The sequence below is a fragment of the Streptomyces sp. NBC_01314 genome (assembly GCF_041435215.1).
Classification (GTDB): domain Bacteria; phylum Actinomycetota; class Actinomycetes; order Streptomycetales; family Streptomycetaceae; genus Streptomyces.
Genome location: NZ_CP108394.1, coordinates 10,346,701 through 10,361,489, shown reverse-complemented (window position 1 = coordinate 10,361,489; position 14,789 = coordinate 10,346,701). Strand labels below are relative to the sequence as shown.

17 protein-coding genes and 1 pseudogene are annotated in these 14,789 nt (G+C 71.7%); 5 read left to right on the top strand and 13 right to left on the bottom strand.

The window, feature by feature from the left end; translation table 11 throughout:
• Positions 1-48 precede the first annotated feature (48 nt).
• The 3 genes from OG622_RS45595 to OG622_RS45585 all read right to left on the bottom strand — a co-directional run bounded on the left by OG622_RS45595 (position 49) and on the right by OG622_RS45585 (position 3,106).
• On the bottom strand, positions 49-927 hold the full coding sequence (locus OG622_RS45595; protein ID WP_371583001.1) for a universal stress protein: 879 nt from the start codon (positions 925-927) through the stop codon (positions 49-51).
• 363 nt (positions 928-1,290) lie between these two features.
• Positions 1,291-1,488, bottom strand: a complete 198-nt coding sequence (locus tag OG622_RS45590) for a hypothetical protein (protein ID WP_086752700.1) — start codon at positions 1,486-1,488, stop codon at positions 1,291-1,293.
• A gap of 403 nt (positions 1,489-1,891) precedes the next feature.
• Positions 1,892-3,106, bottom strand: coding sequence for an MBL fold metallo-hydrolase RNA specificity domain-containing protein (locus OG622_RS45585; RefSeq protein WP_371582999.1), 1,215 nt, complete (start codon positions 3,104-3,106; stop codon positions 1,892-1,894).
• On the opposite strand from OG622_RS45585, the gene OG622_RS45580 reads away from it, so the two are divergent.
• The 5 genes from OG622_RS45580 to OG622_RS45560 all read left to right on the top strand — a co-directional run bounded on the left by OG622_RS45580 (position 3,096) and on the right by OG622_RS45560 (position 5,331).
• Positions 3,096-3,332 (top strand): hypothetical protein, encoded by a 237-nt coding sequence (locus OG622_RS45580; RefSeq protein WP_319069382.1) that lies wholly within the window; start codon positions 3,096-3,098, stop codon positions 3,330-3,332. The genes OG622_RS45585 and OG622_RS45580 overlap by 11 nt on opposite strands.
• A gap of 344 nt (positions 3,333-3,676) precedes the next feature.
• Complete coding sequence (locus OG622_RS45575; protein ID WP_179201423.1) at positions 3,677-3,841, top strand: hypothetical protein; 165 nt, start codon at positions 3,677-3,679, stop codon at positions 3,839-3,841.
• Positions 3,838-4,296, top strand: a complete 459-nt coding sequence (locus tag OG622_RS45570) for a Crp/Fnr family transcriptional regulator (RefSeq protein WP_371582997.1) — start codon at positions 3,838-3,840, stop codon at positions 4,294-4,296. Before OG622_RS45575 ends, OG622_RS45570 begins: the two co-directional genes overlap by 4 nt.
• A 35-nt stretch (positions 4,297-4,331) precedes the next feature.
• Positions 4,332-4,997 (top strand): CBS domain-containing protein, encoded by a 666-nt coding sequence (locus OG622_RS45565; RefSeq protein ID WP_086753324.1) that lies wholly within the window; start codon positions 4,332-4,334, stop codon positions 4,995-4,997.
• On the top strand, positions 4,984-5,331 hold the full coding sequence (locus OG622_RS45560; RefSeq protein WP_371582995.1) for a hypothetical protein: 348 nt from the start codon (positions 4,984-4,986) through the stop codon (positions 5,329-5,331). The genes OG622_RS45565 and OG622_RS45560 overlap by 14 nt, the downstream gene beginning before the upstream one ends.
• A gap of 140 nt (positions 5,332-5,471) precedes the next feature.
• On the opposite strand, the pseudogene OG622_RS45555 reads toward OG622_RS45560, so the two are convergent.
• The 10 genes and pseudogenes from OG622_RS45555 to OG622_RS45510 all read right to left on the bottom strand — a co-directional run.
• Positions 5,472-5,630: pseudogene (locus tag OG622_RS45555) on the bottom strand (Hsp20/alpha crystallin family protein); the annotation flags it as partial.
• A gap of 79 nt (positions 5,631-5,709) precedes the next feature.
• Positions 5,710-6,297, bottom strand: a complete 588-nt coding sequence (locus tag OG622_RS45550) for a hypothetical protein (protein WP_086753314.1) — start codon at positions 6,295-6,297, stop codon at positions 5,710-5,712.
• A gap of 21 nt (positions 6,298-6,318) precedes the next feature.
• The gene (locus OG622_RS45545) at positions 6,319-7,041 is read right to left on the bottom strand and encodes a CBS domain-containing protein (RefSeq protein ID WP_086753316.1); all 723 of its coding nucleotides are present in this window, start codon (positions 7,039-7,041) and stop codon (positions 6,319-6,321) included.
• A gap of 160 nt (positions 7,042-7,201) precedes the next feature.
• Positions 7,202-8,620: an NAD(P)(+) transhydrogenase (Re/Si-specific) subunit beta gene (locus OG622_RS45540; RefSeq protein ID WP_371582994.1), complete on the bottom strand. Its 1,419-nt coding sequence runs from the start codon at positions 8,618-8,620 to the stop codon at positions 7,202-7,204.
• Between the two features lie 5 nt (positions 8,621-8,625).
• Positions 8,626-8,988 carry an NAD(P) transhydrogenase subunit alpha gene (locus tag OG622_RS45535; protein WP_218779693.1) on the bottom strand — a complete coding sequence of 121 codons (363 nt, stop codon included), beginning with the start codon at positions 8,986-8,988 and terminating at the stop codon, positions 8,626-8,628.
• Positions 8,985-10,118 carry an NAD(P) transhydrogenase subunit alpha gene (locus OG622_RS45530; RefSeq protein ID WP_371582992.1) on the bottom strand — a complete coding sequence of 378 codons (1,134 nt, stop codon included), beginning with the start codon at positions 10,116-10,118 and terminating at the stop codon, positions 8,985-8,987. Before OG622_RS45530 ends, OG622_RS45535 begins: the two co-directional genes overlap by 4 nt.
• Positions 10,119-10,167: 49 nt before the next feature.
• The gene (locus tag OG622_RS45525; protein ID WP_371582990.1) at positions 10,168-11,181 is read right to left on the bottom strand and encodes a zinc-dependent alcohol dehydrogenase; all 1,014 of its coding nucleotides are present in this window, start codon (positions 11,179-11,181) and stop codon (positions 10,168-10,170) included.
• Positions 11,182-11,225: 44 nt separating this feature from the next.
• Entirely contained in the window at positions 11,226-11,594 is a 369-nt protein-coding gene (locus tag OG622_RS45520) for a DUF779 domain-containing protein (protein ID WP_086753322.1), read from the bottom strand.
• Positions 11,595-11,623: 29 nt separating this feature from the next.
• A complete protein-coding gene (locus OG622_RS45515) occupies positions 11,624-13,144 on the bottom strand; it encodes an aldehyde dehydrogenase family protein (protein WP_371582988.1) in 1,521 nt (506 codons plus the stop codon).
• A 46-nt stretch (positions 13,145-13,190) separates the two neighbouring features.
• Positions 13,191-14,525 carry a transcriptional regulator gene (locus tag OG622_RS45510; protein WP_371582987.1) on the bottom strand — a complete coding sequence of 445 codons (1,335 nt, stop codon included), beginning with the start codon at positions 14,523-14,525 and terminating at the stop codon, positions 13,191-13,193.
• Between the last annotated feature and the right edge of the window lie 264 nt (positions 14,526-14,789).

Here is a 14,789-nt window from a genome sequence, read left to right as displayed (position 1 = left end):
CAACTCCTTTCCCATTTCCCAGGTGAACGAGTAGAGCTCGACCTGTCCTCACGCCGGCTGCGGGACGACCGCCACCGGGCAGTCCGCGTGATGCAGCAGCGCATGGCTCACCAGGCCGAGCTGGAGGCCGAAGTGGCCCTGCCTGCGCCGCGCCCCGATGATCACGAGGTCGGCGGCGGCCGAGCGGCTCAGGAGCACCTTGCGGGCCGGTCCCTCGACCGTCGCGCGGCGCACCCGGACACCCGGGTGGTCGGCCATCGCGTCGTGGAGCACCGCGTCGAGCAGGGCGGAGGCCCGCTCCTCGTGGTGGCGCTCCAGGTCCTCGACCACGGTCTGAGGACTCTCGGAGATGTCGTACGCGGGGCAGCGCCAGGCGCGTACGACATCGAGGGTGCACGCGCGTGCCTCGGCCTCGCGGAAGGCGAACCGTACGGCCTCGCCGCTCGTGGCCGGGTCCCCGGCGGCGAGCAGGATCCGCTCGTGGGTGCCGGCCAGGGCCGCCTTGTCACCGCGGACCACGATCACCGGGCAGTGCGCGCGGGCCGCCACGGCCAGGCCGACCGAGCCCAGGAGCAGCCCCTTCAGCTCACCGTGGCCACGCGATCCCGTGACCAGGGCGGAGGCGTTGTTGCCTTCGCGCAGGAGGGCGTCGGTTGCTTCCTCGGCGACGATCGAGGTGAAGACCTTCACCTCCGGGTTGCGTTGTGCGGCACGCTCGGCCGCGGAGGCGACGATGTGTTCCGCCAGCGCCCGCTCGAACGGCTGCTCGACGCCGGTCCAGGGCGTGGCACCCTCGTAGCGCTCCCAGAGGGAGGCGTGCACCAGCCGCAGCGGAACACCGCGCCGGGCTGCCTCGTCCACCGCCCAGTCGACCGCCGGAAGGCTCGCATCCGATCCGTCGACACCTACGACCAGAGGAAGCTCCATCTCGCCCACCCACCCTTCGTCGGAGTGCCCAGTGGTGCGGCACGAGGTTCTTCCTCACCGTCCCACCGGCTGCCGGGCGGCACGAGGGGCGGTTCGGCCTCTGTCCGGGACCTTCGGCCCATGCCGTTGCGCGTCGGCCGGAGTCCGGATGATCACGTAGCCCGAAGCGAGGGAGACAAAGTGACCGGCCCGCGTCGCCGCTCAGAGCGGTGGTGCCGACGGGGCCGCTGCCGAGGAGGGGAGTCGCGTAGACGGGCGCGCGTGTCCGGGCACGCCGCCGCCGGACCGACGCAGTGGTGCTCGACGCCGGTCCGGCGGAACCTGTGCACGGTGCACCCGGCGGTTCCCTCTGGCCGGGTCCCTTCAACTGTGGACGGAAGGCCGGTGCCCGGCGTGCTCGGGCCGGTACGACGTGGGCGTCGGCGGCTTGTGCGCGCGACGGCTCAGCAGGCGGACGGCCAGCTCGTCCAACGCTGCGGTCAGGACGACGGTCACGCCGATGGCCGCGACGAGCAGGACGGCGAACAGCTGCCAGAACTCCGGTGTCAGACTCGTACCCACTGTTCTCGCTCCCCTTCGAGTCGGAGTCGCTCTCCTTGCTTCCAGCCAACTCCGGTGCCGGCCGTTGCGCATGAGCCGACCGGTCCGGGCGAGGGTGCTGAACGGCCCTTGAGCAGGTGGTGCGGAAGTGCCCCTGGGCCGACCGGCCCAGGGCGCCGGTCGGCATGGCCCACGACGAGGGCCGGTCGCCTCATGGCCGCACCGCCGATCGCGGACAAGGCTGTGGTGCACGGGGAGCCGGAGCGACCGGCAGACTCGCGGAGCACCGTCCAGAAGGTGACGACCATGAAGCGGATACAGGTGGCCAGGCGTCCCCGGACACCGCGCGAACCGGAGCCCCCCGCCCTCCGGACGCCCTCCGGACGGCCCCTTCCCTACTGAGGGCGTGGCCCTTGTCACGCCCTTACCGGACGAGCACATGTTCGCCCGAGCGCGGTACGACGGCAGTCCAGCCCAGCGTCCGGTCGACGCGGTCGCGCAGGGCGGCCGCCGCATCGGGCTCGCCGTGCACCAGGTAGGTGGTGGTCGGGGCGGGGGCACCGCGCAGCCATTCGATGATCTGGGCGGCGTCGGCGTGGGCCGAGAAGTGCGGTACGTCGGCGACCATGGCGCGCACGGGGACGTACTCGCCGAACATCTTGAGCACCTTGGCACCGTCGACGAGATCGCGGGCCCGGGTCCCCCGCGCCGCGAAGCCCACGACGACGACGGCGTTGCGCGGGTCGGGCAGCAAACGCCGCAGGTGGTGCAGGACGCGGCCCCCGGTGGCCATGCCGGACGCCGAGACGATGACGGCGGGTCCGCCCGTGCGGCTGATGTCGACGGACTCCTCGACGGACCGTACGGCGAGGAACGGTTCGGGGTTCAGCGCGGCCGTGCCCGCCGCCGTGACCTCGGGGCGCAGTTCGGGTGCCCGGCCGAGAACGGCGTCCCGGTAGACGTCGAGGGCGGCCAGCGCCATCGGGCTGTCGACGTACACCGGCACCGCGGCCGGGAGGCGGCCCTCACGGCGGAGTTCGGCGAGCTCGTGCAGAACGACCTCGGTGCGGTCGAGCGCGAAGGCCGGGATGACGACACTGCCACCGCGCGCGAGCGTACGGGTCAGCACGTCCGCGAAATGGGTCCGCCCGGCCTGTTCCTCGTGGCGCCGGTCGCCGTACGTCGACTCCAACAGCAGCACGTCCGCCCCGGAGAACGGCTCGGGCGGGCGCAGGAGCGGGTGCCCGGGGCGGCCGAGGTCACCGCTGACGGCCAGCGTGTGCCCGTCCTCCAGGGTGAGCCGTGCCCAGGCCGACCCGAGGATGTGGCCGGCCGGGTGCAGGGTGAGCGTGGTGCCGGTGGCCAGGTCGGTCGTGGTGCCGGTCGGCACGGCGTCCACCAGCTTCATGGTGCGGTCGACGTCGGAGTCGTCGTACAGCGGCCGCGCGGGCCGGTGCTTGGACCAGCCGTGGTCGTTGGCGTGCCGGGCGGCCTCGGTCTGCAGCTTGGCACTGTCCCGCAGCACGATCTCCATGAGCCGGGCGGTGTTCTCGGTGGTCACGATCCTGCCCCGGAACCCGTGACGGATCAGCCGGGGCAGGTATCCGCAGTGGTCGAGGTGGGCGTGGGTGACCACCACCGCCTCGATGTCCGAGGCGTCGCAGGGCAGCCGCCGCCAGTTTGCGCCTTCGCAGGTCGGCGAGGCCCTGGAAGAGGCCGCAGTCGACGAGTACGCGGGCGTGGTCGCTCTCGACGAGGAACTTGCTGCCGGTGACCGTGCCCACGCCGCCCAGGAAGGTGAGCAGCGCGGGCCGGGGACGCGCCCGCGGGCGCTCCAAGCGGGCGTGCTTCCGCTGTTGTCATGACGTCGGTCTCCTCGGGAATCGGGGCCGGTCGGCCCTGTTGGCCTCGCGGCCCCTGTGGTGTGCTGGAGGTGGTGGGAAGGACCCGTAGGAGGCGCGGAGAAGCGGCCGGCGGCCGTGCACCGCGCAATCAGGATCCGCGAGAAGCGGGTGGCGTCCTTCCCGCCCTGTCGTACCCCGGCCCCGCCGAGAGAGCGCGAACCCACTGGGTACCTCCAGCCTGCGAGGGCACGAGCGGGACGGCATGGGCCGAAAGACCCTCGATCGGGTCCGGGCGGCCCGTGGTGCCGCACGCCGCCGGGGCACAGGCTGGGATCAGCAGCCCCACGGCATTCCGGAGGGGAGCGATGGCAGGCATCCGCACGAGCACCGTCCTCCACAGGGACGGGACCGACGCTCCGGTCAAGGAACGTCCGGTGCGGCCGTCGTACGCCTTCCTCTGCGATCTGCGCGCCCAGCTGCGGCCCCGGGAACACGAGGCGCGGCAGGAACAAAGGGAGACGAAACAATGAACTCTGCCCCGACCATGGCCGCGGCCCTTCCCACCGAGTACCGGGAGCGGCTCATGCGGATCGCTTCTGAGGCCTCCTTCGAAACGGGCACCCGTCTCTTCGAGGAGGGCAGGCGCGCCGACCGGTTCTGGATCGTTCGGACCGGTGTCGTCGCCCTGGACCTGCACGTGCCGGGCCGCCGGGCGGCCGTCATCGAGTCGCTGGGACACGGCGAACTGGTCGGCTGCTCCTGGCACTTCGCGCCCTATGCGTGGCAGCTGGGCGCTGAGGCCCTGCATCCGGTACGGGCCTGGGAATACGACGCGGTGGCGGTCCGTGCGATGTGCGCGGAGGACCCCGAGTTCGGCCGGGCGATCGCGGTCTGGGTCGGCCGCGTGATCGCCCACCGGCTGCACGCGGCCCGCACCCGGCTCCTCGACGTGTACGCCCCCTACGGCAGCGGCAGCCCGTCATGACCGACATCCCCCTGCAGAAGGAAGGTACGGACACCATGAGCAGCAGCCCGCGCAGCGTGAGCGACGTGATGACGCACACCGTCGTCGCCGTCGGACGCGACGCCTCGTTCAAGGACATCGTCAAGCTCATGGAGGAGTGGAAGGTCAGCGCCCTCCCCGTCCTGGAGGGCGAGGGTCGGGTGATCGGCGTCGTCTCCGAGGCCGATCTGCTGCCCAAGGAGGAGTTCCGCGACAGCGACCCCGACCGGTTCACCCAACTGAGCCGCCTCTCCGACCTGGCCAAGGCGGGCGGGCTGACCGCGGCGGACCTGATGAACGCCCCGGCCATCACCGTCCACGCCGATGCCACCCTCGCCCAAGCCGCCCGCATCATGGCGCAGCGCAAGGTCAAGCGGCTGCCCGTCGTCAACGCCGAGGGCCTGCTCGAAGGCGTCGTCAGCCGGGCCGATCTCCTGAAGGTCTTCCTGCGGGACGACGACGACATCGCCGAGGAGGTCCGCCGAGAGATCGTCACATCCCTGTTCCCGGCCCCCGTCGAGCCCATCCGGGTCGAGGTCGCCGAGGGAGTCGTCACGCTCACCGGGCGGATCAGGGACACCTCGCTCGTACCGGTGGCCGCCCGCCTCGTACGCACCGTCGAGGGCGTGGTCGACGTCCAGTGCGACCTGTCCGCCGGCCTGCCACGGAGTGAGCCGCGGTGAGTACCTCGACGAGTACCGCGACCCTGCGCTCGGCCGCCGCCTGATGATCCACGGCCCCGGCTGTCCGGTGTGCTTCACCCCGTTGGAGACACTGGACCGGGCGAGGGCGATCGCCGAACGGCCCGAAGTGGCCTGCACCGGCTTCGGCGAGATGCTGCGGGGGTCCGGCTCGCCGACCGGTCTGCTGTCACTGCGGGCGCCGGGCGCCGAGGTACGACTCCCTCTGTCCGAACTCCGGCTGCTGCGCCGTTCCCCGGGAAAGGCCGCCCGCGCCGCCGAGACTCCGGTCGCGACCGGTGACACCCCGGCGACGCCGGCCCGCTCTCGGGCCTGACCGGGCTGCACGGTACGTGGTGGACCTGCCGCTGGGCGAGCAACTGCCGTACATCTGCTGACCGTTGGACCATGCGGCGGACGGACACGAAGGTGCGCGGCCGGCTGGGGTGTGCCGGCCGCGCACGGGGGTGCGGCTGTTCAGCCGTGCCGCACCGGGATGGTCCTGGTCCCCGCCTTCTCCTCCGGGACCGGGACCGTGATGGTCAGGACACCGTCCTTGTACTCCGCGGTCGCCTCGTCGCCCTTCGCTCCGGCGGGCAGCCGGACGGAGCGGGCGAAGGTGCCAAGCACTTTTTCTTCCTCACTTCCAGCGTGCCGCGCGGCGGCCGGACATGCGTGGGCCGACCGGCCCTGTACGGGATCCGGTCGGCCACTGTCAGCCGAGCATCCGCTTCCTCCAGCCGGGGCCGACCCGCTCCCACTCCACCTCCCACTCGGCCAGGCGCCGCCGCTCCAGGAGCGCCCGCGGGAGGCGGCCCGCGACCAGTACCCCGGCTCCCGCGCCGAGCGCGACCAGTACGCCGCCCACGGCCGCCTGAAGCCTCGCCTCGCTCGGGGCGACCGGCTCGGACACCAGCTCGTCCTCGCGGTTCACCCACACCGTGACCGTGGTGCCCTCCGTGGCTTCGGCGTCGGCCTTCGTCCGGTCGGTGTGCGAGCCGCCGTTCGCATCGGTCCAGCGCACCTTCACCCACACCGTGCCGAGGGCGGACTCTGTGCCGGACTCCGTCGCGTCCTGCGTGAGCACGGCCGGCACGGCGCGCGTCCGGGCGCGGTTCTCGGCCATGCCCCGCTCCATCGCGTCGGCCGTGGCGACGCCCGCGAGGACGGCGCCCAGCAGCGCGAGGAGCCACGTGCCGAGCATGATCCAGGCTTCGGCACGGTCGCTGCGGCGCCGGAGCGGGGAGCGGCGCCAGCGCCACAGCCACACCCTGGTGACCTTCGCACGAGACGTCCCCGCCATCGGTCAGCACCTCCTCCTGCCTCAGGACGTGCTTCCGGTTCCGGAAGTCCGTCGGGTCGCGTCGCCGTCCGGGAGATCAGGGTCGAGATCCGGATGCCTGGGCGGTCCGGCCAGTGCGAAGTCGACGTCCACCACGCCCTCGACAGCCCGCACCAGGCGGGCGGCGACAGGCACGAGTGTGGTGTCGCGGATACGGCCCGTGAGCGTGACGACTCCGTCGCGGACCTCCACCCGGATCGGCTCGACGGGGGCGGGGAACAGCTGGTCGACGACCTCACGGCGTACCTCGCCGGCGATGTTCTCGTCGTCCCGCAGGAACACTTTGAGCAGGTCGGAGCGGCTGACGACGCCCTTCAGCACGCCTCGGTCGTCAACGACCGGCAGACGCTTGACCCTGCTCCGGGCCATGACGCGCGCGGCCTGGGCGAGGGTGGCGTCGGGATGGACGGTGATGGCCGGTGCGGTCATCAGCTCCTGTGCCGTCACGGCGCCCGCCTTGACGAGGTCGGACAGCCGGTGAAGCTGCGTGTACCGGCCGGGGTCACTGTCGCGGAACCCCTCCTTGGGCAGCAGATCGGCCTCGGAGACGACCCCGATGACGCGTTCCTCACCGTCCAGGACGGGAAGGGCGCTGACCTTCCACTGCTGCATGGTCTTCACGATGTCCTTGAACAGCGCACCGCCGCCGAGGGCGACGACGGTGCTGGTCATGACATCGCTCACGATGTGCGGTGTGCCGTGCATGACGTCCTCCAGGCCTGCCGGAGCGTTGGACCCATGCATTCAGCGTGAATCACGGCGCCGCCGTGCGCATGGGCCAGGTGGCCCTGTCCGAGGTCCCGATGGTCTCCGAAACGGAATGAGCCCCCGCACCGGACGCTGGTGCGGAGGCTCACCGCGCGGGTCAGACGACGAACTCGCCGACCGCGGCCTTGAGCTGGGTCAGTCCCTTCTTCGCGTCGGTGAAGAACATCCCGGTCTTCGGGTCGGTGTAGAGCTCGTTGTCGATGCCCGCGTAGCCGTGGCCCATCGACCGCTTGATCACGACGACGCTCTTCGCCTTGTCGACGTCCAGGATCGGCATCCCGGAGATCGCGTTGCCGGGGCGGCGGGCGATCGGGTTGGTCACGTCGTTGGCGCCGATGACGAGGGCCACGTCGGCCTGCGGGAACTCGGCGTTGACGTCGTCCATCTCCTTCAGCTGGGTGTACGGCACGTTGGCCTCGGCCAGGAGCACGTTCATGTGGCCCGGCATACGGCCCGCGACCGGGTGGACGGCGTAGCTGACGTCCACGCCGTGGTCGGTCAGCAGCTTGGCCAGGTCGCCGAGTTCGTGCTGCGCCTGGGCTGCGGCCAGACCGTATCCCGGTACGAAGACGACCTTGCGGGCGTACGCCAGCTGGATCGCCACGTCGTCCACGGACACCGCCCGCACCTGGGTGGGCGCCCCGTCCGCGCCGGCCTCGGGCGGAGCGCTGTCGCCGGTGCCGAAGCCGCCGACGACGATGTTGGTGATGGACCGGTTCATGGCGTCGGCCATCAGCTTGGTGAGGATGCCGCCCGATGCGCTGACGAGCATGCCCGCGATGATGAGTGCCGTCTGGTCGAGCACGAAGCCCGCCATCGCGACCGCCGACCCGGTGAAGGCGTTCAGCAGGGCGATGACGACGGGCATGTCGGCGCCGCCGATGGGTAGCACCATCGTCACGCCGAAGATCAGCGCCACGACCACGAGCCCGTACAGGGCGACCGGGTTGTCGGGCGCCAGCACCAGCCAGACCGTGCCGACGGCGAACGAGGCCGGCAGCAGCACGTTGAGCAGCCGCGCCCCCGGGAACACCACGGGCGACCCGGAGACGATGCCCTGCAGCTTGCCCGCCGCGACCAGCGATCCGGAGAAGGTGACCGCGCCGATGACGATGTCCAGCCCGGCCGGGAGGGATACGCGGGCTCCCAGTCCGGCCGCGTTCTCCGTCTGGACGAGTTCGCCCACGGCGATGAGCGCCGCCGCGCCGCCGCCGACCGCGTTGAAGAGACTGACCAGTTGCGGCATCGCGGTCATCTTGACCTCGCGTGCGGCCCACAGGCCGAGCACGGCGCCGACTGCCCCGCCGGAGACGAGCACGAGCCAGCCGGTCCGGCTGATGACGCCCTCGTCCCCCACGAGCCACACGGTGGCGCCGATGGCGACGGTCATCGCCCCGGCGGAGAGGGTGTTGCCACGACGGGCCGTGCGCGGGTGGTTCATCAGGTGCAGGCCCAGGACGAAGCAGGCCGCGGCGGCCAGGAGGACGTACTGGACGGTGTTGGAGACGGTGTCCATGACGGTCACACCTCCGCCTTCTCGCTCGGTTCCGCGGCGGGCTTGTCGGCTGATGGCTTCTCGGCCACCGGCTTCTCCGCGGCCGGCCTGGCCTTGAACATCTCCAGCATCCGGTCGGTGACGACGTATCCGCCGACGACGTTCATCGCGCCGAACACCATGGCGGCGAAGGCGAGGACGTATCCGAGCCAGGTGTGGGACTCGGCCGCGATCAGCATCGCGCCGATGACGACGATGCCGTGCACGGAGTTGGAGCCGGACATCAGCGGTGTGTGCAGGGTCGCGGGGACCTTGCTGATCACCTCGATGCCGACCAGGACGCTCAGTACGAACACGGTGATCGCGGTGAGGAGATCGAGGTTGTTCATGAGGACGCGCCTCCCTTCAGTGCGGCTCCCTCGGTCAGCGCGGCCGTGATCTCGTCGGCCGGGTCGAGGACGATGTGCCCGTCGCGCAGGAGATGGCGCAGCAGCGCGACGAGATTGCGGGCGTACGCCGTGGACGCGGCGGTCGCCATCGCGGACGGCAGGTGTCCGGCGCCGATGACGGTGACGCCGTTGTCCAGGACGTCGGTCTTGTCGGGCTCGGATCCCTCGACGTTGCCGCCGAGTTCGCTCGCCGCCAGGTCGACGACGACCGACCCTGACGCCATCCGCTCGACGGCCGCCGCGGTCACGAGCAACGGCGGCCTGCGCCCGGGCACCTGGGCCGTGGTGATCACGACGTCGGTCCGGGCGATGTGCATGTTGAGCGCCTCCCGCTGGGCCCGCTGTTCCTGCTCGCTCAACTCCCTTGCGTAGCCGCCCCGTCCGGCGCCCGGTTCCGTTTCCGGCGGGTGCGGGATATCGAGGAACCGGGCGCCGAGCGACTCCACCTCCCCTCGGGACTCGGGGCGTACGTCGTACGCCGTGACGACGGCGCCGAGGCGGCGGGCGGTGGCGATCGCCTGGAGCCCGGCCACTCCGGCACCGAGGACGAGGACCTGCGCCGGGCGCATGGTGCCCGCCGCGGTGGTCAGCATCGGGAAGAACCGGTCGTAGGCGTCGGCGGCCACGAGCACCGCCTTGTAGCCGGCGACGTTGGCCTGGGAGGTCAGCGCGTCCATGGACTGGGCGCGGCTGAGGGTACGGGGCAGCAGGTCGAGGCTCACCGTGCGCACGGCGCGCTCGGACAGCTCCTGTGCCAGGGCGGGGTGTCGGCCCAGTTCGAGCAGGCCGATCAGGGTCTGCCCGGATCGCAGTGTCCGCGCGGTCTCCTCGTCGGGCGGGCCGACGCACAGGACGGCGTCCGCCCGTGCGCGCAGTTCGTCCGGTGCTACGACGGTCGCGCCGACGGCGGTGTAGTCGGCGTCCGTGAACCAGGCGCCGGAGCCGGCTCCGGTCTCGACGAGGACGTCGGCTCCGGCCTTGCGCAGGTGGGTCACGGTCTCGGGGACGAGGGCGACACGGCGTTCGCCGGGCGCCCGCTCCCGTACGACTCCCACGGTGACGGTTCCCATGATCTGCTGCCTCTCCCTGTGGCCCGGTGTGTGCCGGGCCACAGCACTCTCAGAACTCGAAGACGAGGCGCGCTTCGGCCCGTCCGCCGAGGACCTCGTCGAAGGAGTCGTTGACGTCCGCCAGGCGCCGCGGTTCGGCGATCACCTGGGTGCGTCCGGCCGCGTGCAGGGCGAACACCTCGGCAAGGTCCTGCCGGGTGCCGACGATGGAACCGATGACGGAGATCCCGCCGAGGACGGTCTCGAAGATCGGTACGTCGATCGACGCGTTGTCGGCGGGCAGGCCGACCATCACCAGGCGCCCGCCGCGGTTCAGCGACCGGTAGGCCTGCTCGAACGCCTTGGGCGAGGCGGCCAGGACGACGGCCACGTCCGCGCCGCCGGCCTTCTTGATTTCCTCGACCGGGTCGTGCGTACGGGCGTTGACGGTCTGGTCGGCGCCGAGGCGGTGGGCGAGGCCCAGCTTGTCGGGTTCGAGGTCGACGGCGGTGACGAACGCGCCCACGAGACGGGCGTACTGGACGGCCAGGTGGCCGAGTCCGCCGACGCCGAAGACGGCGACCCGTTCGGCCGGGACGACGTGGGCGACCTTGATCGCCTTGTACGTGGTGACGCCCGCGCAGGTCAGCGGTGCCGCGTCGAAGGACGACACGCCCTCGGGCACCTCGACGACCGAGCCCGCGTGGGCGACGGCGTACTCGGCGTAGCAACCGTCCACGGAGTAACCGGAGTTGACCTGGGCCGGGCACAGTGTCTCCCAGCCGGAGACGCAGTAGCGGCAGGTGCCGCAGGACGAGCCGAGCCACGGGATCGCAACCCGCTTGCCGAGCAGGTCCTCCGAGACACCCGCGCCGACGGCCTGGACCGGGCCGACGCCCTCGTGGCCGGGGACGAACGGCGGCTGCGGCTTGACCGGCCAGTCACCGTGGGCCGCGTGGATGTCGGTGTGGCACACGCCGGAGGCCTCCATACGGACGAGGACCTGGCCCGGGCCTGGCTCGGGGACGGGAAGGTCCTGGATCTCCAGGGGCTTCCCGAAGTCGGTGACGACCGCTGCCTTCATGATCTGCTCCTCAGCTCGACCGGCCGTGTGCCGGGATGCGTTGATCAACTGGCCCTGTGCTGGGGTTCCCTGACCCGGGTGACGAACCGCAGCCCGTCCCCCGCCGCCAGCGAGAAGCCGCCCGGTGTACCGGTCTCGACGTCCAGGACGAAGCGCGGGCGGCCGAGCGCCTCGTACAGGTCGGCGTCGATGTGGAAGGTGCAGCCGTCCAGGACGCCGAGCAGCATGTCGCCCTCGCCGAGGGCGAATTCGCCGCCTGGGAAGCACATCGGATCGCTGCCGTCGCAGCAGCCGCCCGACTGGACGAACATCACCGGCCCCCCGTGGGCGGCGCGCAGGGCCGCGATGGCCCGGTGCGCCGCCCCGGTGGCGGTGACGCGCCCGGCGTTGCCGTTCTCCACGTGCGCAGGCATGTCACTGCCCTCCTTGGGCAGGCTCGTCCCTAGAACAGTCCGAGCGGCTTGGTGCCGTAGCTGACCAGGAGGTTCTTGGTCTGGCTGTAATGGTCGAGCATCATCTTGTGGTTCTCGCGGCCGATGCCGGAAACCTTGTAGCCACCGAACGCGGCACCCGCGGGGTACTGGTGGTAGCAGTTCGTCCAGACGCGGCCGGCCTTGATGGCGCGGCCCATCCGGTAGGTGCGGTTGGTGTCGCGGCTCCACACGCCGGCCCCGAGGCCGTAGAGCGTGTCGTTGGCGATCTCCAGTGCCTCGGCCTCGTCCTTGAAGGTGGTGACGGCGAGGACGGGTCCGAAGATCTCCTCCTGGAAGACCCGCATCTTGTTGTGGCCCTTGAGGACGGTCGGCTCGTAGAAGTAGCCGTCCGCGAACTCCCCACCGATCGTGGGCCGGTGGCCGCCGACGAGCAGTTCCGCGCCCTCCTTCAGCCCGATCTCGACGTACGAGGCGATCTTCTCGACCTGCTGCCTGGAGACCTGCGGGCCGACCATGGTCTCGGTGTCCAGCGGGTTGCCCTGCTTGATGGCGCGGATGCGCTCCAGGCAGCGGCCCATGAACTCCTCGTAGATGTCCTCCTGGATCAGTGCGCGCGAGGGGCAGGTGCAGACCTCGCCCTTGTTGAACGCGTACAGGACGAGTCCTTCGACGGCCTTGTCCAGGAAGTCGTCGTCGTGGGCGGCCACGTCGTTGAAGAAGATGTTCGGCGACTTGCCGCCCAGCTCCAGCGTGACCGGGATGATGTTCTGGGCCGCGTACTGCATGATCAGGCGGCCGGTGGTGGTCTCGCCGGTGAAGGCGACCTTGGCGATGCGCTTGTTGGTGGCGAGCGCCTTGCCGATCTCGGCGCCGGGGCCGTTGACGACGTTGAGGACGCCCGGGGGCAGCCGGTCGCCGATGACCTCCATCAGCTTCAGGATCGACCACGGGGTGGGCGACGCGGGCTTGAGGACCGTGGCGTTGCCGGCGGCAAGCGCGGGAGCGAGCTTCCACGCCGCCATCAGGATCGGGAAGTTGAACGGGATGATCTGCCCGACGACACCCAACGGCTCGCGGAAGTGGTAGGCGATCGTCTCCTTGTCGATCTCGGTGATCGAGCTGTCCTCGGCGCGGATGGCGGCCGCGAAGTAGCGGAAGTGGTCGGCGGCGAGCGGGATGTCGGCGGCCAGGGTCTCGCGGACCGGCTTGCCGTTCTCCCAGCTCTCGGCGACGGCGAGTTCCTCGCGGTGGGCGTCGATGGCGTCGGCGACCGCATTCAGCGCCGCCGCCCGCTGGGTGGTGGACGCCTCGCCCCACTTGGCCTGCGCCGAGTGCGCGGCGTCCAGGGCGAGTTCGATGTCCTCGGCGCCGGACCTGGGGATCTCGCAGATCGGCTTGGCGGTGGCGGGACACAGGTTGGTCGCGTACTGGCCGGTCGTGGGTGCCTGCCACTTGCCGCCGATGAAGTTCTCGTACCGGGGTGCCACATCCACTGGACTTCCGGGCTTGCCCGGAGGCTCGTACCTCATGATCGTCCCCTTTCCGGACACGATGTTCGGGGTGATGCTCAACACGTTAGGAACGGGCACGCTGCAACACCGCTGCATGCCGTGCGACCTGCGGCGGGACGGTCCCCGCCGGGGCCAGTGCGTGGGCGCGTGCCGCCGCGGCAGCGCGTTGGGCCGAGCCGCCGGGCAGGCGGTGCGCGAGCGCCAGCCAGGCGGCGGAGTCGTCGGCTCCCCAGGGCGCGGTCACCCAGCGGCGCAGCAGCCCGGCGTCACCGACGGCCAGGACGGCACCGCGCAACTGCTGTTCCAGGGACCGCCGGTGCTCAACCAAGAACGGCGCCTCGGAACGCGGCAGCAGCGGGCCCCGGTAGCGCTCCAGCGCCTCGCCGACCCGCCCCTCTGCAAGCAGCGCCGCGATGTTGGCGAAGTCGGCGTGGACCGGGCACAGCAGTGCGTAGGGACGTGATCCGAGGACACTGGGCCCGAGCACAGCGCGCAGCCTGGTCAGCTCGGCCCGCAGCGTCGAAGGAGGCACCTCCCGCTCCGACAGGTCCACGGCGAGCCGGTCGCCGGGAACACCTCGTCCCTCCAGGGCGAGAGCCACCACGATCTCGCTGTGGCGCGGACTCAGCCGGTGGACACGTCCCGCGTATTCCAACAGGGCGCTGTCGCGGCCCAGCGCGGACAGCCGTGCGCCACCGGTCTGTCCGCGGGCACCCGGGCACAGCCCCTGTCCGTCGGGGCCGAGCAGGGGCCCCGACGGGGCCACTGCCCTGGCGAGCACCGCCTCGGCCACCAGCGCCGCCGCCCGTACGGCGGCCAGGGCGGGTGGTGTGGCGATGGTGGCGCCGCCGGAGAGGTCGACCACGCCGAGCACACGGCCGGACCGGGGGTCGCGTACGGGGGCCGCGGCGCACGACCAGCCGTGCGCGGCGGAGCTGTAGTGCTCCCCGGTCACGACCTGGACGGGGCGTCCCACCTCCAGCGCGGTTCCGGGCGCGTTCGTCCCGGCCTGTGCCTCGGACCACACGGCGCCCTCGACGAAGTGCATCCGCTCGGCCCGGCGCACGGCAGCGGCGTCGCCCTCGATCCACAGCAGGGTCCCGTCGGCGTCGCCGACCGCGAAGACATGCCCGTCGTCGGCGGCGCCGGCGCCGAGCAGGTCCCGGAACAGGGGCAGCACCTCGGCCAGCGGATGCGTACGCCGGTACGGGGACAGCTCCTCGGGGGCCTTGCGCAGGGGTGGCAGCCGACTGCCGTCCGGGGATACGCCGGACGCGGCGCACCTGCGCCACGAGTCGGTCACCAGACTCCGCAGCCCCGGCGGCACGCCCGGCCCGGTCACGAACCGCTCGTGCGCGGCCCGCAGCGCGTCCGCCGAAACGGCGGTGGAAGCGTCCATGGCACGTCCCTCGTCTCTTTCTCCCGGCCGATCCGGTCGCATCAGCCTCAGCCGTGCACGGGTTCCGGCCACAGAGGCCGAACGGCCCCGGTACCAGGGCCCCTCGGACCCCACCGAGGGTCGTGAGCGGACGGTGGGACCGCGCCGGAAATCCTCTTCCCGGCGGCCCTCGCCCTGCCTCCTCCCTCCCGGAGGCACTGCTCCTCGGCGTGGCCCGGCAGCACCCGCACAGGGCTGAGCGGGCCGGGCCGGCCCGATGACGGG